The sequence below is a fragment of the Pseudomonas sp. UM16 genome (genome assembly GCF_050312595.1).
In the GTDB taxonomy this organism is placed as follows: domain Bacteria; phylum Pseudomonadota; class Gammaproteobacteria; order Pseudomonadales; family Pseudomonadaceae; genus Aquipseudomonas.
The window spans coordinates 15,205-36,812 of record NZ_JBNPJT010000031.1 but is presented as its reverse complement, the minus strand read 5'-3'; the positions used below and the strand labels follow the sequence as shown (position 1 = coordinate 36,812).

Sequence of the window (21,608 nt, the reverse complement as noted above, 5' to 3'; positions counted from 1 at the left end):
AAAGCCCCCATTACAGACTTTGTGACAATTATTGAGTGAGCCCTCGTGCTAACTGATCTAAGCCTCAGAGCAAGGAATTGTTCTGGAGCTTGAAACCATGCGCACAGGGATGTTGGCGCTGGCACTTGGCCTGTTGTGCCTGAGTGTACTACCGGTTTTGCCATCGGTCGGGATGCTGGCGGTATTGGCCATTATCGGCTTTTTTTGTCTGCCTTGGAGGGCGCGTCCGCTTGGCCTATTTTTGCTGGGGGTGTGTTGGGCTTGCCTGTCGGCGCAGCAGGCGCTGGATGATCGCCTGGCTTCAGTGCTCGATGGGCGCACCCTGTGGCTGGAGGGCAGGGTGGTTGGTTTGCCCCAGCAAAACGGCCGATCCGTACGCTTCGAACTTGAGGGGGCTCAGTCGCGTCGTGCGCAGCTGCCGCAACGCCTGCAATTGAGTTGGTTTGCCGGACCGGCACTCAACAGTGGCGAGCGCTGGCGCCTGGCGGTCACCCTCAAACGTCCCTATGGTTTGCTCAATCCTCACGGCGCGGATCGCGAAGCAGCCTTGCTCGCTCGGCGTATAGGTGCCACGGGTACGGTCAAGGCCGGGCAACGCCTGACGTCTGCCGGGGGCGCTTGGCGCGATAGCCTGCGCCAGCGTTTGCTGAGCGTGGATGCGCAGGGGCGCGAGGCAGAACTGGTGGCGCTGGTGCTCGGCGATGGCGCAGGTTTGGCGCGGGACAGCTGGCAAGCATTGCAGGCGACCGGCACCGTGCATTTGCTGGTGATTTCCGGCCAGCACATTGGTTTGTTTGCCGGCTTGATCTATGGGGTGGTTGCCGGCTTGGCACGTCTTGGTTGGTGGCCGCAGGCTTTGCCGTGGCTACCTTGGGCCTGCGGCTCAGCCTTTGCCGCAGCCTTGGGCTACGGCCTGCTGGCCGGCTTTCAAGTACCGGTACAGCGGGCTTGCGTAATGCTGGCGGTGGTCTTGCTCTGGCGTTTGCGCTATCGCCATCTGGGCGTCGGTTTGCCCTTGTTGCTGGCACTCACGGCAGTGCTGTTGTGGGAACCTTTGGCCAGTCTCTTGCCGGGGTTCTGGTTGTCTTTCGGCGCTGTTGCGGTGTTGATTTTCACCTTCAGTGGCCGACTAGGCCGCTGGCGCCCGTGGCAGGCGTGGGGGCGGGCGCAGTGGTTGATTGCCTTGGGCCTGTTGCCGATATTGCTGGCACTCGGCCTGCCGATTAGTCTCAGTGCGCCGCTGGCCAATCTGTTCGCCGTGCCCTGGATCAGTCTGGCTGTATTGCCGTTGGCGTTGCTGGGAACCTTGCTGTTGCCCGTGCCGTTTGTTGGGCAGAGCTTACTCTGGTTGGCTGGCGGCTTGCTTGACGGACTGTTTCGCCTGCTTGGCCTTCTCGCTCAATTGCAGCCAGCATGGATACCGCAGCCGTTGCCATGGCCGCTGTGGGTATTGTTAGCGCTGGGCACGGTGCTGGTGCTGCTGCCGCCGGGCCTGCCGATGCGCGTTTTGGGCTGGCCCGTGCTGTTGCTGGCGGCGTTTGCGCCGCGAGAGCGAGTGCCGCATGGTCAGCTGGAGGTCTGGCAGCTGGACGTTGGCCAGGGTCTGGCGTTCGTGCTGCGTACCCGTGAGCACGTGCTGCTGTACGACGCCGGCCCGGCGATGGGCGATCACGACTTGGGTGAACGCGTGGTTTTGCCGACCTTGCACAAGCTGGGGGTCAGGGCCGTTGACCTGATGTTGCTCAGTCATGCTGACGCTGATCATGCCGGTGGTGCATCAGCGCTCAAGCGCGGCTTGCCGGTGCGACAAATACTCAGCGGTGAAGCTGCCAAGCTGCCGCCCGCCTTGCAGGCGCAGCCCTGTGTCAGCGGCCATCGCTGGCAATGGGACGGGGTCAGTTTTTCCCTCTGGCAATGGCAAGGCGCGCGTGACAGCAATCAGGATTCCTGTGTCTTGCTGGTCGAAGCGGGCGGCGAGCGTCTGTTGCTCACGGGCGATATCGATGGTGCGGGTGAGCGTGCCTGGCTCGGTGATTGGCAGGCTACTGGCATCGACTGGCTGCAAGCGCCGCATCATGGCAGTCGCACCTCCTCCACTCAGGCCTTGCTGGCAGCGACGGCGCCGCGCGGCGTGTTGATCTCCAGAGGGCGTTATAACGCATTTGGCCACCCCCATGCCGAGGTCATGGAACGCTACCGGATAAATGGCATCGAAGCCTACGACAGCGCCGTGCATGGCGCGCTGCGCCTGCGCCTGGGAGCTTTCGCCGAGCCTTTGGGGGTGCGCAGCCAGCGCCGGTTCTGGCGCGACCCTGGTTGACGACCTTCGGCAGATGAGCGTGCCGGGGTCCTATGGTAGAGTGGCGGACTTTTTCAAGGGGATGCTAACTGTGTGGGAATTGGTCAAGTCCGGTGGTTGGATGATGCTGCCGATCATTCTGAGTTCCATCGCCGCCATGGCTATCATTGCCGAGCGCCTCTGGACCTTGCGCGCAAGCCGGGTCACGCCGCCACACCTGCTCGGTCAAGTATGGATGTGGATCAAAGACAAACAGCTGACCAGCGACAAACTCAAGGCCCTGCGCGCTGACTCACCTTTGGGCGAGATCCTCGCCGCCGGTCTGGCCAACTCCCGCCATGGTCGCGAGATCATGAAGGAGTGCATTGAAGAAGCCGCCGCTCGGGTTATCCACGAGCTGGAGCGCTACATCAATGCCCTGGGCACCATCGCCGCCATGGCGCCGCTGCTCGGCCTGCTGGGTACCGTGCTGGGTATGATCGACATTTTCAGCTCGTTCATGGGCACTGGCATGACCGCCAATGCCTCGGTGCTGGCCGGTGGTATTTCCAAGGCGCTGATCACCACGGCTGCAGGCCTGATGGTGGGCATTCCCGCGGTGTTCTTCCACCGCTTCCTGCAGCGCCGTATCGACGAGCTGGTGGTCGGTATGGAGCAAGAGGCAATCAAGCTGGTAGAAGTGGTGCAGGGCGATCGCGATGTCGACCTGGCCGAGGGCAAGGCGTGAAATTCCGGCGCAAGCCACGGGAGACCGTGGACATCAACCTGGCATCGCTGATCGATGTGGTGTTCATTCTGCTGCTGTTTTTTGTAGTGACCACCACCTTTACCCGTGAAACCCAGCTGCGGGTCGAACTGCCGGAGTCGGTCAGCGGTGCACCGGCAGCCGACAGCGAGGTCAAACAACTGGACATCACCATCAGCGCCGAAGGCGTCTATTCGGTGAATAACAACCTGTTGCCCAAGAGCGACCTGGCGACCCTGATCGAAGCCCTGCAGAAAGAATCTGCCGGTGACACCAAACTGCCGTTGTCGATCAGCGCCGACGGCAAGACCCCGCACCAGGCGGTGGTCACTGCCATGGATGCGGCCGGTAAGCTCGGTTTCAGCCAATTGCGCATGACCACAGTCGAGGCGGCTCAAGGAAATCCCTGATGGCCTTCGCCGACCGTTTACTCGATGCCTGGTACGCCGGGCATCCAGCCCTGGCCTTGCTGCGTCCGTTGGAGGCGCTGTATCGCCGCGTGGTGCTGCGCAAACGCGCGCGTTTCCTGAGCGGGGAAAGTGCCAGTTACCGTGCGCCAGTGCCGGTTATCGTGGTGGGTAACATCACCGTCGGCGGCACCGGCAAGACGCCAATGATTCTCTGGTTGATCGAGCATTGCCGCCAGCAAGGGCTGCGCGTGGGGGTGGTCAGTCGCGGTTATGGTGCCAAGCCGCCGCAGTTGCCCTGGCGGGTCAGTGCCGAGCAAAGCGCAGCCGAGGCGGGTGACGAGCCGCTGTTGATCGTCCAGCGTAGCGGCGTAGCGTTGATGATCGACCCTGATCGTTCGCGCGCCGTGCAGGCGCTGCTGGCCAGTGAGCAACTGGACCTGATTCTCTGTGACGACGGCATGCAGCACTACCGCCTGGCCCGTGATCTGGAACTGGTATTGATCGATGCCGCCCGCGGCCTGGGTAATCGTCGCTGCTTGCCCGCCGGGCCGCTGCGCGAACCCGTCGAGCGTCTGCAGGCAGTGGATGCCTTGCTGTACAACGGCGCTACGGCTGATGCTGATAACGGCTATGCCTTTACCCTCAAGCCGACTGCATTGGTCAACCTGCGCAGTGGCGAGCGTGTCAGCCTCGCGCATTTCCCAGCAGGCCAGGCCGTGCACGCGGTTGCCGGTATCGGTAACCCGCAACGTTTCTTCAATACCTTGCAGGCGTTAAACTGGCAGCCCGTACCGCACCCTTTTGCCGATCATGCTGAGTTCAGTGCCAAGGCCCTGAGTTTCACCCCGGCGCTGCCGTTGATCATGACCGAGAAGGACGCGGTCAAATGCCGCGCCTTCGCGGCAGACGACTGGTGGTACCTTGCGGTCGACGCTGCGCCTTCAGCGGCGTTCGCCGCCTGGTTCGATGGCCAGCTTGAGCGACTGTTGCAGGTGCCATCGCGGCCCTGATTCTTTTCTTTTTCCGGCCACTGGCCTGAGGAATACCCATGGACACCAAATTGCTCGATATCCTCGCCTGCCCAATCACCAAAGGCCCGCTCAAGCTCAGCGCGGACAAGACCGAGCTGATCAGCAAGGGCGCAGGCCTGGCCTATCCGATTCGTGATGGCATTCCGGTGATGCTCGAAAGCGAAGCGCGTACCTTGAGCGATGATGAGCGTCTGGATAAATGAGCCTGACCTTTACTGTAGTCATTCCTGCTCGGTTGGCCTCCACCCGCCTGCCGGGCAAGCCGTTGCTGCCCATCGCCGGCAAACCGATGATTCAGCATGTCTGGGAACAGGCACGTAAAAGCAGCGCCAGCCGGGTGGTGATCGCCACTGATGACGCCGGTATCTACCAGGCCTGTGAGGCGTTTGGCGCTGAAGTGCTGATGACTCGTGCCGATCATGACTCGGGTACTGACCGTCTCGCCGAAGTTGCTACCAAGCTTGGGCTGGCGGCCGATGCAATCGTGGTCAACGTCCAGGGTGATGAGCCGCTGATTCCGCCGATCATCATTGATCAGGTGGCAGCCAACCTGGCGGCGCACCCGGAAGCGGGCATTGCGACGCTGGCCGAACCGATCAGCGATGTGTCTGCAGTGTTCAACCCCAATGCGGTCAAGGTAGTCAGTGATTGCAACGGCCTGGCCTTGACCTTCAGCCGGGCACCGTTGCCCTGGGCGCGAGATGTTTTCGCCCAAGGCCGTGACAGCTTGCCGGCAGGCGTGCCTTACCGCCGTCATATCGGTATGTACGCTTACCGCGCCGGTTTCCTCCAGGATTTCGTTGGCTGGGGGCCGTGCTGGCTGGAGCAGACCGAATCGCTGGAGCAACTGCGGGCGCTCTGGCATGGCGTGCGTATTCACGTCGCTGACGCTATCGAGGCACCGCCGGTGGGCGTTGATACCCCCGATGATCTGGCGCGCGTACGGCGCATTCTGGAGGCTTGATGCGGGTTCTGTTTGTGTGCCTGGGCAATATCTGTCGTTCGCCCACCGCCGAAGGCGTCCTGCGGCATCAGCTACAAGCTGAAGGCCTGGGTGAGCTGATCGAAGTGGCTTCGGCCGGGACCGGCGACTGGCATGTTGGCAAGCAGGCGGACAGCCGCACTCGGCGCGCTGCGCAGTTGCGCGGTTACGATCTGTCGCAACAGCGCGCGCAACAGGTCAAGGCTGCACATTTCCATGACTATGACCTGATCCTGGCCATGGACAACAGCAACCTGGGTCTGTTGCGGGCTATGCAGCCCGCTGGGGCCAAAGCTGAGCTGGACCTGTTCCTGCTTCGCTACCAAGGGGCGCTGGACGAAGTGCCGGACCCTTACTACGGCGGTGAGCAAGGTTTCGAGCAGGTGCTGGACCTGGTCGAAAGCGCCTGCCGCAAACTGGTTATCGAACTCAAAGGACGGCTATGAGCGGGCAATGGCAACAACAGGTATCGCTCAAACCGTACAACACCTTTGCTATCGACGTTAAGGCGCGCTATTTCACCGAGGCGCATAACGACAACGAGGTCCGTCAAGCGCTGGCTGAGGCGAGCGAGCAGGGCATACCAGTGCTGGTGGTCGGCGGTGGCAGCAACCTGCTGCTGACCGCTGACATTCAGGCGTTGGTGCTGCGCATGGCCAGTCGTGGCTTGCGCATCCTTGCCGATGACGACCAGTGCGTAGTGGTTGAGGCCGAGGCGGGTGAGCCTTGGCATGAGTTCGTGCAATGGAGCCTGGCTCAAGGTCTGGCTGGGCTTGAGAACCTCAGCCTGATTCCGGGTACTGTCGGCGCGGCGCCGATGCAGAACATTGGTGCTTATGGCGTCGAGATCAAGGACGTGTTTGCCGGGCTTACGGCCCTGGATCGCCAGACCGGTGAGTTGCGCGACTTCAGCCTGCAAGCGTGTGCCTTTGCTTACCGTGACAGCCTGTTCAAGCGCGAGCCGGGACGTTGGTTGATTTTGCGCGTGCGCTTTGCCTTGAGTCGGGTGATGCACGCGCACTTGGATTATGGCCCGGTGCGTCAGCGCCTGAGCGAGCAGGGTATCGCTCAGCCAACGGCACAGAATGTCAGTGACGCGATCTGCAGTATTCGTCGTGAAAAGCTGCCGGATCCACGTGAGCTGGGCAATGCCGGGAGCTTCTTCAAAAACCCGGTGGTTGCCGCGGTACTGGCTGACAAGATTCGTCTGCAGTATCCGGGGCTGGTGGCTTATCCACAGGCTGACGGGCAGATGAAGTTGGCGGCCGGCTGGTTGATTGAGCAGGCGGGTTGGAAGGGATATCGTGAAGGTGATGCCGGCGTTCACCGTTTGCAGTCGCTGGTGCTGGTTAACTATGGCCAGGCCAGTGGCCTGCAGTTGTATCAGCTGGCGCAGAAGATCCAGGCCGATATCTTTGAGCGCTTTGGCGTTGCGCTTGAGATGGAGCCGAATCTGTATTGACCTTGTGGGGCGCGAGCTAATCCAGCGGCCAAGCACTCAAGTCCAGCCCCGAGAGCAGCTTCCCCCAATAATCCGAGGCAAAAAAAGCCCCGCCAGTTTCCTGGCGGGGCTTTTTTTCAGCCTGGATAATTAGACGAGCGGTTTATGCTCTTCTGCAGTTTCCAGAGTTTCAGCTTGATCAACCGGTGCGGCCTGGGCCGCAGCAGCTGCAGCTTCGGCTTCACGCTTGCGGCGACGCACTTCACGTGGGTCGTTCGGGGCGCGACCGTTCGGCAGCATCACTACCGGGGCTTCAACCACGGCGGGCTCGGCAGCTGGGGTTTGCGCTACGGCAACAGGCGCTGGCTCGGCAGCAACCGGCTGAGTTGCTTCGGCTTCAACCACAGGGGCCTGAACGGCTTCTGGTTCGCGAGGGGCTTCAACAACCGGTTCGGCGACGATAGCGACTTCAACAGGCGCTTCTTCTACCGCTGGTTGAGGGGCAACTTCGACCATTGGCTCAATGCTCGGCTCAACCGCGGCCACAGGCTCGCTGACCGGTTGTTCGAGCACTGGGGCGATTGCCACTTCTTCAGCATCCTCAGGCTTATGCGCTTGCACAGCAACTGGCTCGACCGGAGTCGGCTCGGCTGCCACTTCAACAGCCTCTACAGCGACTGCTTCCACGGCGGCAGGGGCCGCTACAGGTGCGGTCTCTTCAACTGTGGCCGTTGCGCGTTCGGCTTGAACGTTGGCTTGCGCTTCAGCGTCAGCGCTGATGTTGCTGGTCGCAACCGCAGCGGTGACGGCCAGGCCTGCGGCCAGTTCGGCTGCCGACGGCTCATTACCTTCTTCGCTGCCGTCTTCGGCGCCTTCAACAACATTGCCGTTGGCATCACGCTGACGCTCACGACGGTTGCTGCGGCGACGCTGGCCACGGGAGCGACGGCGTGGGCGATCGCCTTCGCTGCCTTCCTGGTTGTCATCCTGCAGCAGCTCTTCGTTTGGCAGTTGCTCTTCAGTCGCTTCAGCAGCCTGTTCGGCTGGGCGCGGCTGACGCTCTTCACGTGGTGGGCGTGGTTGACGCTCTTCGCGTGGCGCACGTTCTTCACGCGGAGCGCGTTCTTCACGTGGGCTGCGCTCTTCACGCGGTGCACGTTCTTCACGAGGCTGACGCTCTTCACGCGGTGCACGCTCAGGGCGCTCTTCACGTACGGCCGGAGTGGCAGCGTCCAGTGGCTCGCGCAGTTCGCGGACCGGACGCTCTTCGCGGGAGCGGCGCTCTTCACGCGGCGCGCGAGGTTGACGCTCTTCGCGTGGCTGACGTGGTGCGCGCTCTTCGCGGACCTGGGTTTCTTCGCGGGCTTCGCGTGGTTGACGCTCTTCACGCGGTGCACGCTCTTCGCGAGGCTTGCGATCTTCATCGCGGCGGCCATTGCGATTGCGGCTCTGCTGGCGACCGTTACGACGCTCTTCGTTGCGCTGCGGACGCTCGGTAGCCGGTTTCTCGGCGACCACTGGTGCGGCGGCAGGTTCTTCTTTGCCGGCGAACAGGCTGACTAGCGACTTCACCAGGCCTTTGAACAGGCTTGGCTCTGGCGCGACGTGAACCGGGGTTGCTGCAGGTTGTTCAGCGGCAGCTGGAGCCGGTGCATTGGCGCGAGCTGGCGCAGTCTTGACCGCAGCTTCCTGGCGAACCAGGGTGCGGGTAGCGGCAGTTGGCTGAACTTCTTCAGTCTCGGTGGCAGTGATTTCGTAGCTCGACTGGCTGTTCAGCGCTTCCGGGCTGTCATCACGCAGGCGTTGAACTTCGAAGTGCGGGGTTTCCAGGTGGTCGTTCGGCAGGATGACGATACGTGCCCGGGTGCGCAGTTCGATCTTGGTGATCGAGTTACGCTTTTCGTTGAGCAGGAAGGCGGCAACTGGAATTGGCACTTGCGCGCGAACTTCGGCTGTGCGGTCTTTCAGGGCTTCTTCTTCGATCAGGCGCAGGATCGCCAGCGACAGGGATTCGACGTCACGGATGATGCCGGTGCCGCTGCAGCGTGGGCAAACGATACCGCTGCTTTCGCCCAGGGATGGACGCAGGCGCTGACGGGACATTTCCAGCAGGCCGAAGCGCGAAATGCGACCGACCTGTACGCGGGCACGGTCAGCTTCCAGGCACTCACGAACCTTTTCTTCGACGGCGCGCTGGTTCTTGGCCGGGGTCATGTCGATGAAGTCGATGACGATCAAGCCGCCGATATCACGCAGGCGCAGCTGGCGGGCGATTTCTTCAGCCGCTTCCAGGTTGGTCTGCAGGGCAGTTTCCTCGATGTCGCTACCTTTGGTGGCGCGCGCCGAGTTGATGTCGATGGAGACCAGGGCTTCGGTTGGGTCGATAACGATCGAGCCACCGGACGGCAGATCGACGACGCGCTGGAAGGCGGTTTCGATCTGACTTTCGATCTGGAAGCGATTGAACAGCGGGACGCTGTCTTCATACAGTTTGATCTTGCTGGCGTACTGCGGCATCACCTGGCGGATGAAGGTCAGGGCTTCTTCCTGGGCATCGATGCTGTCGATCAGCACTTCGCCGATGTCCTGGCGCAGGTAGTCGCGGATAGCGCGGATGATGACATTACTTTCCTGGTAGATCAGGAAAGGCGCAGCGCGGTCCTGGGAGGCTTCTTTGATCGCGGTCCAGAGCTGCAGCAGGTAGTCCAGGTCCCATTGCATTTCTTCGCTGCTGCGGCCAAGGCCGGCAGTGCGCACGATCAGGCCCATGTCAGCAGGGGCGACCAGGCCGTTCAGGGCTTCGCGCAGTTCATTGCGCTCTTCGCCTTCGATGCGACGGGAGATGCCACCGGCACGCGGGTTGTTCGGCATCAGCACCAGGTAACGACCGGCCAGGCTGATGAAGGTGGTCAGGGCGGCGCCCTTGTTGCCACGCTCTTCTTTCTCGACCTGAACGATGACTTCCTGGCCTTCGCTGAGTACTTCCTTGATGTTCACCCGGCCTTCTGGCGACTTCTTGAAGTATTCGCGGGAGATTTCTTTCAGCGGCAGAAAGCCATGACGCTCGGAGCCGAAGTCGACGAACGCGGCTTCAAGGCTAGGTTCGATCCGGGTGATCCGGCCTTTGTAGATGTTGGCCTTCTTCTGCTCACGGGCACCGGACTCGATGTCCAGGTCGTAGAGACGTTGGCCGTCTACCAGCGCTACACGCAACTCTTCGGGTTGAGTCGCGTTAATCAGCATTCTTTTCATGTAATACCGTCGGTTTCCGGGCTGCCGGAAACGGCGTTCGGCACACACGACTTCTCACGGTCGGTGTCAGGTGCGCAAGGGGTGGCGGGCCACCCCCGTGTCCAGCGACGTTCGAGCCAGACTGGTAACCCAGTACAGCCGAAATCGCGACGACGCGTCCTGCTTGCTGTGGTGTCAAATGCACTCAGTCAGGAGGAGGAATCAGCCTTCGGCCGTGGACGCCCCAGGGGCATCTTGATCAAGACCGGGTCCGGTCGTCTGGCCAAAAGGCCTGTGGACTGGACGCAGTACTACACGGTCCGACGGTTGTGCATCTCCACCCTACACGTATCCCTGATAATTCGGGTGCTGCCGCGCGCTGAATCCGCAACGGGTTGCATTTATCGCCAGCTCCAATACGGGAGCCCGCGCCTTTTATGTCCAAGGCTGGTATTTCCGAAGCTGTCGCCATGACTGCGTGAAATTGACGGCACTGACAGAGGCATCGAAAAAATCTGGAGGAGGGCAAAACACCGCTCTTGTAGTTTTTTATCGGTCTTCTCTGCACGGCGCTGGTGGCGATTCCAGGCATTTCTGTAAACTGGCGAAAGCCCCGTCGGACGGCCTCGCGTCCTCGAGATTTTGCGTCGGTCAGGGCCGGCTAGAAGCCGTGAGTCCGCTGGCCAGCCGCTTTTGGCGGCGTTCGCGACTATAGCAGCAATCATTAAGTGCTTCAAATCCATAAAAAATTGTTATGATTGGCAAATGACGACTAATGCCCCTCCGACCCCCGGCGTCCAGCTGATTGAGGTCGCGCCGGAACTTGCCGGCCAACGAATCGATAATTTTCTCATAACGAAGCTCAAGGGCGTTCCCAAGACCTTGATTTACCGCATTTTGCGCAAAGGCGAAGTGCGGGTGAACAAGGGGCGGATCAAGCCCGAGTACAAGCTGCAGGCCGGAGACATCGTGCGCGTGCCGCCCGTTCGTCTGCCTGAGCGCGATGAGCCTGTACCTGTGGCTCAAGGTTTGCTTCAGCGCCTTGAGGCCGCCATTGTCTATGAAGACAAGGCCTTGATCGTGTTGAACAAACCTGCCGGTATCGCCGTGCATGGTGGTAGCGGTCTGAACTTTGGCGTGATTGAAGCCTTTCGTCAGTTGCGCCCCGATGCCAAAGAGCTGGAGTTGGTTCACCGCCTGGACCGCGACACCTCCGGCCTGCTGATGATTGCCAAAAAGCGCAGCATGTTGCGCCACCTGCATGCCGCGTTGCGCGGTGATGGTGTCGACAAGCGCTACATGGCATTGGTTCGTGGTCATTGGGCAACGGCGAAAAAGCAGGTTAACGCACCATTGCTCAAGAGCAATCTGCGCTCGGGTGAGCGTATGGTCGAAATCAACGATGAGGGCAAGGAGGCGCTGACCCTATTTCGCGTCCTGCGCCGTTTCGGTGAGTTCGCAACGATGATCGAGGCGCGGCCGATTACCGGGCGTACCCACCAGATTCGTGTGCATGCGCTGCATGCCGGGCATTGCATTGCCGGCGACAGCAAATATGGCGATGAAGACTTCACTCGCGAAATTCGCGAGTTGGGTGGCAAGCGCCTGTTCCTGCATGCCTATGCGCTGACCGTACCGCTGCCTGATGGTGGCGAGCTCAAGCTTGAGGCGCCGGTAGATGAGGTGTGGGCAAAGACCGTGGAGCGCTTGAGTGCGTCGTGATTATGATCTGCTGATTTTCGATTGGGATGGCACGCTGGCCGATTCGGTCGGGCGTATCGTCGAGGCCATGCATGTGGCGGCGGGGCGCGCGGGTCAGCCTGGCTGCGATGAAGAGGCCGTCAAAGGTATTATTGGTCTGGCGTTGGCCGAGGCCATCAGTACTTTGTATCCACACCTGGATGCCGAGCAGGTAGCGGTGTTTCGCCAGCACTATGCTGATGTGTACATGGCGCTGGATGAGCAGCCATCGCCGCTGTTTGACGGTGTAGTGGAGTCGCTGGAGGCGTTTCGCATCCAGGGCTACCGCCTGGCGGTGGCCACTGGCAAGGCGCGCCGTGGCCTTGATCGGGTGTTGCGGGCCAATGGCTGGGAGGATTACTTCGATATCACCCGGGCTGCCGATGAAAGTCGCGGCAAGCCACACCCGCAGATGCTTGAGGAGATTCTCGCGCATTGCCAGGTTGAACCGTCGCGGGCGTTGATGGTCGGAGATTCTTCGTTCGATTTGTTGATGGCCAGCAATGCTGGCATGCATTCGGTGGCGGTCAGCTACGGGGCCATGTCGCCGACGGCGTTGAGCGCCTTTGGCCCGCAAATCTGTATCGAGCACTTTTCACAGTTGCAGGCCTGGTTGAGCCGGTCGCCTGCTGCAGCAATTCCAGGGTAGGTGAGCATGACTGACGAATGGAAGGCGCCCAGCGCCGAAGGCAATGAAGTCAATGAGAGCAGCGAAGAGCGCAAAAGCTGGAAGCTCCTGGAGAAAACCCTGCTGGCCGGTGTGCAGGAGCAGCGCCGGGCGCGGCGCTGGGGTATTTTTTTCAAGCTGCTGACCTTCGCCTACTTGTTTGGCATTCTCGCGTTGTTCAGCCCCTGGTCGAGCATGGACAAGGCGGCTTCCCGTAGCGTCAATCACACAGCGCTGGTCGAGGTGCGCGGGGTGATTGCTGATCAGGAGCCCGCCAGTGCCGATAACATCGTTGGCGGCTTGCGTGAGGCGTTCAAGGACAGCAAAACCAAGGCGGTCATCCTGCGTATCAACAGCCCGGGCGGCAGTCCGGTGCAGTCGGGTTACATCTACGATGAGATTCGCCGTCTGCGTGCTGAGTACCCGAAAATCAAGCTGTATGCGGTGATCAGTGACCTGGGGGCATCCGGGGCCTACTACATTGCCAGTGCCGCGGATGAAATCTATGCCGATAAGGCTAGTCTGGTTGGCTCCATTGGTGTTACAGCTGCCGGTTATGGCTTTGTCGGCACCATGGAGAAGCTGGGTGTCGAGCGGCGAACCTATACCGCCGGTGAGCACAAGGCGTTCCTCGATCCGTTCCAGCCGCAAAAGCCTGAAGAGACCGCGTTCTGGCAGGGTGTGCTGGAAACCACTCATAAGCAGTTCATTGCCAGCGTCAAGCAAGGTCGTGGTGAGCGCCTCAAGGACAAAGATCACCCTGAGCTGTTCAGTGGTTTGATCTGGTCCGGGGAGCAGGCTTTGGCCTTGGGGTTGGTGGATGGCTTGGGTAGTGCCGGCTATGTGGCGCGCGATGTAGTGGGGGAGAAGGAATTGGTGGATTTCACGGTTGAAGAATCGCCGTTCGACCGCTTCTCCAAGCGCCTGGGCACCAGTATTGCCGAGCGACTGGCGATGTGGATGGGCTTTCAGGGGCCGTCACTGCGCTGAGTGATTCGCTGATTGAAAAGCCGACCCATTGAGGTCGGCTTTTTTATGGGGCAATCCCTGGCCCCTTTGGGGTGTCAGGGCAAGCTCACGCCTTCGGCCAGGAGCATGTCCACCAGGCGGATCAGTGGCAGGCCAATCAGGCTGGTGGCGTCGACGCCGTGGGTGCTCTGAAACAAGCTGACTCCCAGGCCTTCGGCTTTGAAGCTGCCGGCGCAGTCATACGGCTGTTCGGTGTGCAGGTAGCGTTCGATGCGCGCCAGGTCCAGCTCGCGCATATTTACCGTGAACGGCACGCAGTCGACCTGGCAATGCCCGGTGTGGCTGTTGAGCAGGGCTAGGCCGGTGAGAAAGGTGACATGGTTGCCACTGGCTTCGAGCAGTTGTGCGCAGGCGCGCTCGAATGTGTGCGGCTTGCCGAGGACCTGCTCACCAAGGACCGCGACCTGGTCGGAGCCGATGATCAGGTGAGCGGGATGGCTGGCGGCGAGGGCCTGGGCTTTTTCCTGGGCCAGGCGTTTGACCAGGTCAAGGGCGGGTTCTTCAGGCAGGCGCTGTTCGTCGATATCGGGCGAGACCCAGCTGAAGGGTAGGCGCAAGCGCTCAAGCAATTCGCGCCGATAAGGCGAGCTGGAAGCCAGTAATAAAGGCAGCATGATAAACTCCTGGGCAGGTGAAACGATTCTAACATGCTGAATGGCGCCGAATTTCCTTTGACAGGGGCGGGGGTCATCCCTAGAATGCTGCGCCTATGTTGAATGACCCGATTCCACCTCACGTTGACCCGCGCAAATTGGCCGATCGTGGTGTTTCCCTTGAAGGAACACTGCAGCTCGCCGATTTGGAGAGACTCTGCGACCCGCTTTCCGACAATGTCGGTACGGTGCAGGCTAAATTCGATTTTGAGCGAGACGAGCAGAAGGCTGTGGTTATCCACACCGACCTGAGCGTCGAGGTCAAGATGGTTTGCCAGCGTTGTCTTGAGCTGGTCACCCTGCCGATCCACAGTGAGTGTACGTACGCTGTGGTGAAGGAGGGTGCGAATACCCAGTCGTTGCCGAAAGGTTATGACGTGCTGGAACTGGGCGAAGATCCTTTGGATCTGCAGGCCTTGGTCGAGGAGGAGCTTTTGCTCGCCCTGCCCATCGTGCCTGCTCATCATCCGGAAGAATGCCAGCAGCCGGCGGGCGCCGATGAGCCCGAACCGAGCAAGGACGAGGTAACACGGTCCAACCCGTTCAGTGTATTGGCGCAGTTAAAGCGTGACCCAAACGTTTAGGAGTTAATCAATTATGGCTGTTCAGCAGAACAAAAAATCCCGCTCTGCCCGTGACATGCGCCGTTCGCACGACGCCCTCTCGGAAAACGCTCTGTCCGTAGAGAAAACCACTGGTGAAGTGCACCTGCGTCACCACGTATCGCCAGAAGGCGTATACCGTGGTCGTAAAGTGATCGACAAGGGCGCTGACGAGTAATCCTTGTCCGCTCAGATCATCGCGATTGACGCAATGGGCGGGGACTTCGGTCCCCGCAGCATTGTTCAGGCGAGTATTGCTTGCCTGTCGGCTACCCCCTCGCTGTACCTGACCCTTGTCGGTCAACCCTCCCTCCTTGAAGATCTTATCGCTGGCCAGTCGGCAGCGGATCGCGCGCGCCTGCAGATTGTTGCCGCCAGCGAAGTGATCGGCATGGATGAGCGACCGGCCCAGGCATTGCGTGGCAAGCCCGATTCGTCGATGCGCGTGGCTCTGGAATTATTGCGTGATGGCAAGGTGCAGGCCTGTGTGAGTGCCGGTAACACCGGTGCGTTGATGGCGCTGTCGCGTTATGTGCTCAAGACCCTGCCTGGCATTGATCGCCCGGCTATGGTCGCGGCCATTCCGACTCAGGCTGGCTACTGCCAGTTGCTCGACCTGGGTGCCAATGTCGACTGCAGTGCAGAGAATCTCTTTCAGTTTGCTGTGATGGGCTCGGTGGCGGCTCAGGCCTTGGGTATTTCCCGGCCTCGTGTAGCGCTGCTCAATGTCGGTACCGAAGACATAAAAGGTAACCAGCAGGTCAAGTTGGCAGCCAGCCTGTTGCAGAACGCCCCTGGGCTTAACTACATTGGCTTCGTCGAAGGCGATGGCCTGTACCGTGGTGAAGCGGATGTAGTGGTGTGCGACGGTTTTGTCGGCAATATCCTGCTCAAGTCCAGCGAAGGCCTGGCTACCATGATCGGCGCGCGCATCGAGGCGTTGTTCAAGGGCGGATTCGGCGCGCGTCTGGCGGGTGCCGTGGCCATGCCGCTGCTCAGGCGCCTGCAGGCTGACCTGGCCCCGGCGCGGCATAATGGCGCAAGCTTCCTTGGCCTGCAGGGTATCGTCATCAAAAGCCATGGTTCTGCCGGCGTGCAGGGCTTTCAAAGCGCAATTCAGCGCGCTCTGATCGAAATCCAGGAGAACCTCCCGCAGCGTCTGCACGGCCGCCTGGAAGACCTGTTGCTTTAGGCATATGCCGCAGGAAGTGGTTAAATGTGACCGCTTGGTCCGCGTTATCATCCAAGTCTTCAGTTTCTTGTGCTCAGCCAGGTGCTGGGTGCTTCATTTCCGACGACAAGATCATTAGGGGCTTGTTCAATGTCTGCATCCCTCGCATTCGTCTTTCCCGGTCAAGGTTCACAGTCCCTCGGCATGCTCGCCGAGCTGGGCGCCCAGTATCCACTGGTTATTGACACCTTCCGTGAGGCCTCCGAGGCTCTGGGCTATGACCTCTGGGCGCTGACCCAAGAGGGTCCGGAAGAGCAACTCAATCAAACCGACAAAACCCAGCCGGCCATCCTCACCGCCTCGATCGCCCTGTGGCGTCTGTGGCTGGCTGAGGGCGGTGCGCGTCCGGCTTTCGTTTCCGGGCATAGCCTGGGCGAATACAGTGCGCTAGTCGCCGCTGGCAGCCTGAGCCTGGCTGATGCCGTGAAGCTGGTGAAGCGTCGCGGCGAGCTCATGCAAGAGGCCGTGCCGGCTGGGCAGGGCGCCATGGCGGCGATTCTCGGTCTGGACGACGCCGGCGTCGTTGCGATTTGCGCCGAAGCGGCGCAGGGCGAAGTAGTCAGTGCGGTGAACTTCAACTCGCCTGGTCAGGTGGTCATCGCCGGTGCCAAGGCGGCCGTCGAGCGCGCCATGGAAGCCTGCAAGGCCAAGGGTGCCAAGCGTGCCTTGCCGTTGCCGGTGAGCGTGCCGTCGCACTGCGAGCTGATGCGTCCGGCTGCCGAGCGTTTTGCCGAGTCGGTCAATGCCATCGATTGGCAGGCGCCGCAAATTCCGGTTGTGCAGAACGTCAGCGCGGCTGTTGCCGCTGACCTGGACACCCTCAAGCGTGACCTGCTCGAGCAGCTGTACAAACCGGTGCGTTGGGTCGAATGCGTACAGACCCTGGCTGCCAATGGCGCGGTGCAACTGGTCGAGTGTGGCCCGGGCAAGGTCCTGGCTGGCCTGAACAAGCGCTGCGCTGATGGCGTGAACACCTCTAACCTCAACACCCCGGATGCTTTCGCCGCCACCCGCGCGGCGCTGGCCTGATTTAGGAGAAGCTTGCATGAGCCTGCAAGGTAAAGTTGCCCTGGTTACCGGCGCCAGCCGTGGTATTGGCCAGGCTATCGCCCTGGAACTGGGCCGTCTGGGCGCTACTGTGATCGGTACCGCCACCTCCGCTTCCGGCGCTGAGCGTATCGCTGCGACCCTCAAGGAACACGGCATCACCGGCACCGGCCTGGAACTGAACGTGACCAGCGACGAGTCGGTCAGCGCTACCCTGGCCAAGATCCAGGAGCAATTCGGCGCGCCGACCATTCTGGTTAACAACGCCGGTATTACCCGTGACAACCTGATGATGCGCATGAAGGATGATGAGTGGTTCGATGTCATCGATACCAACCTCAACAGCCTCTACCGTCTGTCCAAGGGCGTGCTGCGTGGCATGACCAAGGCGCGCTGGGGTCGTATCATCAGCATCGGTTCGGTGGTAGGTGCCATGGGTAACGCCGGGCAGGTCAACTACGCTGCCGCCAAGGCCGGGCTGGAAGGTTTCAGCCGTGCTCTGGCGCGTGAAGTCGGCTCCCGTGCGATTACTGTGAACTCGGTGACGCCGGGCTTTATCGATACCGACATGACCCGCGAACTGCCGGAAGCGCAGCGCGAAGCACTGCAGACCCAGATCCCGTTGGGGCGTCTGGGCCAGGCTCAGGAGATCGCCAATGTGGTCGCTTTCCTGGCCTCTGAGGGCGCAGGTTATGTGACCGGCGCGACCATTCCGGTCAACGGCGGCATGTATATGTAAATCCAATGTGACGGATTGCTTCAAAAAAATGTCATACGAGCTGTCTAAAATCCGTTATAAAGCTGCAACCAGATTCTAGTCGGTTGGCAGGTGTGGTCTGGCGAGACGTGTTGAGCTTGAAAAGCAGACGTCTTTCTATACACTTACACACCGGCCAGCTGCCTGACATATGTCCATTAGGAGTGAAAACAAGGTATGAGCACCATCGAAGAACGCGTCAAGAAAATCGTCGCCGAGCAACTGGGCGTTAAAGAAGAAGAAGTAGTGAACACTGCTTCCTTCGTCGAAGATCTGGGTGCCGATTCCCTTGACACCGTTGAGCTGGTGATGGCTCTGGAAGAGGAATTCGAGACCGAAATCCCTGACGAAGAAGCCGAGAAGATCACTACTGTTCAAGCTGCTATCGACTACGTCACCAGCCACCAGGCTTAAGACGTTGTAGTCGTCGCTTCTTGTCATGGAAAAACCGCACTGCCTTCGCCGGCGTGCGGTTTTTTCTTTACAAGAGATGTAGTCAATTGAATAAGGAGAGTGCTGTGTCGCGTAGACGCGTCGTGGTCACCGGTATGGGTATGCTGTCGCCACTGGGTACGGATGTGCCGAGCAGTTGGCAGGGCATTCTGGCTGGCCGCAGTGGCATAGGTCTGATTGAACACACGGACCTGTCTGCCTACTCCACCCGTTTTGGCGGCTCGGTAAAGGGCTTCGAGGTTGAGCAATACCTGTCGGTCAAGGAAGCCCGCAAGCTCGATCTGTTCATTCAGTACGGCCTGGCAGCCGGTTTTCAGGCAGTGCGCAACGCTGGCCTGGAAGTTACCGACGCCAACCGCGAGCGCATTGGCGTAGCCATGGGCTCGGGTATCGGTGGCCTGACCAATATCGAAGAAACCAGCCGGACTTTGCATGAGCAGGGCCCGCGGCGCATTTCGCCGTTCTTCGTGCCGGGTTCGATCATCAACATGATTTCCGGTTTCCTGTCGATCCATCTGGGGGTACAGGGACCTAACTACGCCATTGCCACAGCCTGTACCACCGGTACTCACTGCATCGGTATGGCGGCGCGCAACATTGCCTTCGGTGAAGCCGACGTGATGATTGCCGGCGGTGCCGAAATGGCTGCTTGTGGTCTGGGTATGGGCGGCTTTGGTGCCTCGCGAGCACTGTCGACCCGCAATGACGACCCGGCCCGCGCCAGTCGTCCGTGGGACAAAGGTCGTGATGGCTTCGTTCTGGCTGACGGTGCCGGTGCGCTGGTGCTCGAAGAGCTCGAGCACGCCAAGGCCCGTGGGGCGACAATCTATGCCGAGCTGGTTGGTTTTGGCATGAGTGGCGACGCCTACCATATGACCTCGCCGCCGGAAGACGGCAGCGGTGCCGCGCGCTGCATGGTCAACGCGCTGCGCGATGCCGGTCTGAATCCCGATCAGGTCAACTACATCAACGCCCATGGCACCTCGACGCCGGCCGGCGACCTGGCCGAGTCTTCGGCGATCAAGTCGGTGTTCGCTGATCACGCCTACAAGTTGGCTGTCAGCTCGACCAAATCGATGACCGGTCACCTGCTCGGTGCTGCCGGTGCGGTTGAGGCGATCTTCAGCGTGCTGTCGATCAACGGCCAGGTTGCCCCGCCGACTATCAACCTCGATGAGCCAGATGCCGGCTGCGACTTGGACTTCGTCGCACACGAGGCGCGCAATATGCCGATTGATGTGGTGCTGTCCAACTCCTTCGGCTTTGGCGGTACCAACGGCTCGCTGGTGTTCCGCCGGTTCGCCGGCTGATGCACAGCTGGCTCGATGGCCTGCCGGCGGATGCAGTCAACCTGCAAAGCCGGGCCCTGGCCTACGGCGATGGTCTGTTCGAGACCATTGCTGTCAGGGCGGGGCGGCCATCATTGCTCGGCTATCATCTCGAACGCCTGGCGCTGGGTTGCCAGCGCCTGGCAATCGATGCCGATCAGGCGTTGATCGCAGATGAGTTATGCCGTTACGCCAGTGCGCTGGGTGACGGTGTGCTCAAACTTATTCTAGTGCGTGGTGACAGTCAGCGCGGCTACGCGCCGGCCGCTGGCGTGGCACCACGGCGTATTCTTCAGGGCAGCCCTTTGCCCGCGTATCCAGCCGAGCATGCCGAGCAAGGTGTGCGCCTGTTCGACTGTTCCACGCGTCTTGCCCAGCAGCCGCTGCTGGCCGGGCTCAAGCACCTCAATCGCCTTGAGCAGGTACTGGCGCGAGCTGAATGGCAAGACAGCGACCATGCTGAAGGCTTGATGCGTGACACCTCGGGGCGGATCATTGAAGGGGTGTTCAGCAATCTCTTTTTGGTCCGTGGCGCTGAATTGCTGACTGCTGACCTGAGTCGCAGTGGTGTGGCCGGAGTGATGCGTGCAGCGCTGATCGAGCAGGCAACTGATGCCGGAATCACCCTGCGCATCAGCGATCTATCCCTGCAGGACCTGGAGCAAGCCGATGAAGTCTTCGTCTGCAACAGTGTCTACGGGATCTGGCCAGTGCGGGCATTTGCATCGCTGAACTGGTCGCCGGGCCCGCTCACCCGTAAACTGCAGGCCATTGCCCGTACGCTACTGGATACCTGATTTGTGAGACGTAAATTCTTGGTGCTGCTGGAGACTGGATTGATCCTGGCAGGCCTGTTCCTGGGGTTTTCGGCCTGGAAAGTGAACTCAGCACTTGAGCAGACCCTGCACGTGAGTCAGGAACAACTGCTCGACGTGCCCACTGGCACCAACCCTAACCGTATGTTCTACCGTATGGAGAGCCAAGGCCTGCTCGACGATGCCTTTTGGCTGCGTCTGTATTGGCGCTTCAATATGGCCGGTGTGCCGTTGCATACCGGCGAATACCGCATGACCCCTGGCATGACCGTACGCGAGCTGTTCGAAGTCTGGCGCCGGGGTGATGTCGTGCAGTACAGCCTGACCCTGGTTGAAGGCTGGAACTTCCGTCAGGTGCGCTCGGCAGTGGCCAAGCATGAAAAGATCAAGCAGACCCTCGATGGCCTCAGCGATGCCGAGGTGATGGACAAGCTCGGTCACCCCGGAGTTTTTCCAGAAGGGCGATTCTTCCCTGACACCTACCGCTTCGTGCGTGGCATGACTGACGTGGAGTTTCTCCAGCAGGCGTATGCGCGCCTCGATGAGGTGCTGGCCAAGGAGTGGGCCGAGCGTCCGGCCGATTTGCCATACCGTGATCCGTACCAGGCGCTGATCATGGCGTCGCTGGTGGAGAAGGAAACCGGTGTGCCTCAGGAGCGTGGGCAAATCGCCGGGGTGTTCGTGCGCCGCATGCGTATTGGCATGTTGCTGCAGACTGACCCGACGGTAATCTACGGCATGGGCGAGCGCTACAACGGCAAGATCACCCGCGCCGACCTGCGTGAGCCGACGCCCTACAACACCTATACCAATGCGGGGCTGCCACCGACGCCGATCGCCATGGTCGGGCGTGAAGCCATTCATGCCGCGTTGAACCCGACGCCGGGCAGCAGCCTGTATTTCGTCGCCCGTGGCGACGGTAGCCACATTTTCTCTGATGACCTGGATGCGCATAACTCAGCAGTTCGCGAGTATCAGATCAAGCGCCGTGCCGACTACCGTTCGAGCCCGGCACCGGTGATCGAGCCTGAGGCTGAACCTGCGGTCGAGCCGCAGACCCCGGAACCCACCGAGGTGAGTCCTGAGCCCGCGCCTGAGCAGTCGGCACCGGCCAGTGAAACCTCCCCGCAATGATCAACTGTAAGGA

At 60.7% G+C, this 21,608-nt stretch carries 22 protein-coding genes; 20 read left to right on the top strand and 2 right to left on the bottom strand.

The annotated features are described in order from the left end of the window. The first annotated feature begins 97 nt into the window (after nt 1–97). The 8 genes from ACQRAX_RS24860 to murB all read left to right on the top strand — a co-directional run bounded on the left by ACQRAX_RS24860 (nt 98) and on the right by murB (nt 6,929). Nucleotides 98–2,320 carry a DNA internalization-related competence protein ComEC/Rec2 gene (locus ACQRAX_RS24860; protein WP_412040731.1) on the top strand — a complete coding sequence of 741 codons (2,223 nt, stop codon included), beginning with the start codon at nt 98–100 and terminating at the stop codon, nt 2,318–2,320. 70 nt (nt 2,321–2,390) lie between these two features. After that, nucleotides 2,391–3,026, top strand: coding sequence for a MotA/TolQ/ExbB proton channel family protein (locus ACQRAX_RS24855; protein WP_167332113.1), 636 nt, complete (start codon nt 2,391–2,393; stop codon nt 3,024–3,026). Further along, complete coding sequence (locus ACQRAX_RS24850) at nt 3,023–3,454, top strand: ExbD/TolR family protein (RefSeq protein ID WP_412040730.1); 432 nt, start codon at nt 3,023–3,025, stop codon at nt 3,452–3,454. Before ACQRAX_RS24855 ends, ACQRAX_RS24850 begins: the two co-directional genes overlap by 4 nt. Then, entirely contained in the window at nt 3,454–4,464 is a 1,011-nt protein-coding gene (gene lpxK, locus ACQRAX_RS24845) for a tetraacyldisaccharide 4'-kinase (RefSeq protein WP_412040729.1), read from the top strand. Before ACQRAX_RS24850 ends, lpxK begins: the two co-directional genes overlap by 1 nt. Nucleotides 4,465–4,502: 38 nt before the next feature. Beyond that, nucleotides 4,503–4,688, top strand: a complete 186-nt coding sequence (locus ACQRAX_RS24840) for a Trm112 family protein (protein WP_045187141.1) — start codon at nt 4,503–4,505, stop codon at nt 4,686–4,688. Continuing rightward, nucleotides 4,685–5,449, top strand: coding sequence for a 3-deoxy-manno-octulosonate cytidylyltransferase (gene kdsB, locus ACQRAX_RS24835; protein WP_412040728.1), 765 nt, complete (start codon nt 4,685–4,687; stop codon nt 5,447–5,449). Before ACQRAX_RS24840 ends, kdsB begins: the two co-directional genes overlap by 4 nt. Beyond that, nucleotides 5,449–5,913 carry a low molecular weight protein-tyrosine-phosphatase gene (locus tag ACQRAX_RS24830; RefSeq protein WP_412040727.1) on the top strand — a complete coding sequence of 155 codons (465 nt, stop codon included), beginning with the start codon at nt 5,449–5,451 and terminating at the stop codon, nt 5,911–5,913. The genes kdsB and ACQRAX_RS24830 overlap by 1 nt, the downstream gene beginning before the upstream one ends. After that, nucleotides 5,910–6,929, top strand: coding sequence for a UDP-N-acetylmuramate dehydrogenase (gene murB, locus ACQRAX_RS24825; protein WP_412040726.1), 1,020 nt, complete (start codon nt 5,910–5,912; stop codon nt 6,927–6,929). The genes ACQRAX_RS24830 and murB overlap by 4 nt, the downstream gene beginning before the upstream one ends. A gap of 129 nt (nt 6,930–7,058) precedes the next feature. On the opposite strand, the gene rne is transcribed toward murB, so the two are convergent. Then, nucleotides 7,059–10,160, bottom strand: a complete 3,102-nt coding sequence (gene rne / locus ACQRAX_RS24820) for a ribonuclease E (protein WP_412040725.1) — start codon at nt 10,158–10,160, stop codon at nt 7,059–7,061. A gap of 744 nt (nt 10,161–10,904) precedes the next feature. Here rne and rluC point away from each other — a divergent pair. The 3 genes from rluC to ACQRAX_RS24805 are packed head-to-tail and all read left to right on the top strand — an operon-like array spanning nt 10,905 to nt 13,536. Further along, nucleotides 10,905–11,861: a 23S rRNA pseudouridine(955/2504/2580) synthase RluC gene (gene rluC, locus ACQRAX_RS24815; protein WP_412040724.1), complete on the top strand. Its 957-nt coding sequence runs from the start codon at nt 10,905–10,907 to the stop codon at nt 11,859–11,861. Then, on the top strand, nt 11,851–12,528 hold the full coding sequence (locus tag ACQRAX_RS24810) for an HAD family hydrolase (protein ID WP_412040723.1): 678 nt from the start codon (nt 11,851–11,853) through the stop codon (nt 12,526–12,528). The genes rluC and ACQRAX_RS24810 overlap by 11 nt, the downstream gene beginning before the upstream one ends. Nucleotides 12,529–12,534: 6 nt before the next feature. Next, complete coding sequence (locus tag ACQRAX_RS24805) at nt 12,535–13,536, top strand: S49 family peptidase (RefSeq protein WP_412040722.1); 1,002 nt, start codon at nt 12,535–12,537, stop codon at nt 13,534–13,536. Nucleotides 13,537–13,610: 74 nt separating this feature from the next. Here ACQRAX_RS24805 and ACQRAX_RS24800 read toward each other — a convergent pair whose 3' ends face one another. Next, nucleotides 13,611–14,189 (bottom strand): Maf family protein, encoded by a 579-nt coding sequence (locus ACQRAX_RS24800; protein ID WP_412040721.1) that lies wholly within the window; start codon nt 14,187–14,189, stop codon nt 13,611–13,613. 95 nt (nt 14,190–14,284) lie between these two features. Here ACQRAX_RS24800 and ACQRAX_RS24795 point away from each other — a divergent pair, with 95 nt between their 5' ends. The 9 genes from ACQRAX_RS24795 (at nt 14,285) to mltG (ending at nt 21,595) form a co-directional block, all read left to right on the top strand. Next, nucleotides 14,285–14,812, top strand: coding sequence for a YceD family protein (locus tag ACQRAX_RS24795; protein ID WP_045187160.1), 528 nt, complete (start codon nt 14,285–14,287; stop codon nt 14,810–14,812). A 13-nt stretch (nt 14,813–14,825) separates the two neighbouring features. Beyond that, a complete protein-coding gene (gene rpmF / locus ACQRAX_RS24790) occupies nt 14,826–15,008 on the top strand; it encodes a 50S ribosomal protein L32 (protein ID WP_010223221.1) in 183 nt (60 codons plus the stop codon). Nucleotides 15,009–15,011: 3 nt separating this feature from the next. Beyond that, on the top strand, nt 15,012–16,022 hold the full coding sequence (plsX, locus tag ACQRAX_RS24785; protein WP_412040720.1) for a phosphate acyltransferase PlsX: 1,011 nt from the start codon (nt 15,012–15,014) through the stop codon (nt 16,020–16,022). A 129-nt stretch (nt 16,023–16,151) separates the two neighbouring features. Beyond that, nucleotides 16,152–17,090, top strand: coding sequence for an ACP S-malonyltransferase (gene fabD / locus ACQRAX_RS24780; protein WP_412040719.1), 939 nt, complete (start codon nt 16,152–16,154; stop codon nt 17,088–17,090). Between the two features lie 16 nt (nt 17,091–17,106). Next, nucleotides 17,107–17,847, top strand: a complete 741-nt coding sequence (gene fabG / locus ACQRAX_RS24775) for a 3-oxoacyl-ACP reductase FabG (protein ID WP_045187164.1) — start codon at nt 17,107–17,109, stop codon at nt 17,845–17,847. 195 nt (nt 17,848–18,042) lie between these two features. Further along, nucleotides 18,043–18,279 (top strand): acyl carrier protein, encoded by a 237-nt coding sequence (acpP, locus tag ACQRAX_RS24770; RefSeq protein ID WP_003175607.1) that lies wholly within the window; start codon nt 18,043–18,045, stop codon nt 18,277–18,279. Between the two features lie 104 nt (nt 18,280–18,383). Further along, the gene (fabF, locus tag ACQRAX_RS24765; protein ID WP_412040718.1) at nt 18,384–19,628 is read left to right on the top strand and encodes a beta-ketoacyl-ACP synthase II; all 1,245 of its coding nucleotides are present in this window, start codon (nt 18,384–18,386) and stop codon (nt 19,626–19,628) included. Next, the gene (pabC, locus tag ACQRAX_RS24760; protein ID WP_412040717.1) at nt 19,628–20,443 is read left to right on the top strand and encodes an aminodeoxychorismate lyase; all 816 of its coding nucleotides are present in this window, start codon (nt 19,628–19,630) and stop codon (nt 20,441–20,443) included. The genes fabF and pabC overlap by 1 nt, the downstream gene beginning before the upstream one ends. A 3-nt stretch (nt 20,444–20,446) precedes the next feature. Next, nucleotides 20,447–21,595 (top strand): endolytic transglycosylase MltG, encoded by a 1,149-nt coding sequence (gene mltG / locus ACQRAX_RS24755; protein WP_412040716.1) that lies wholly within the window; start codon nt 20,447–20,449, stop codon nt 21,593–21,595. Nucleotides 21,596–21,608 lie beyond the last annotated feature (13 nt).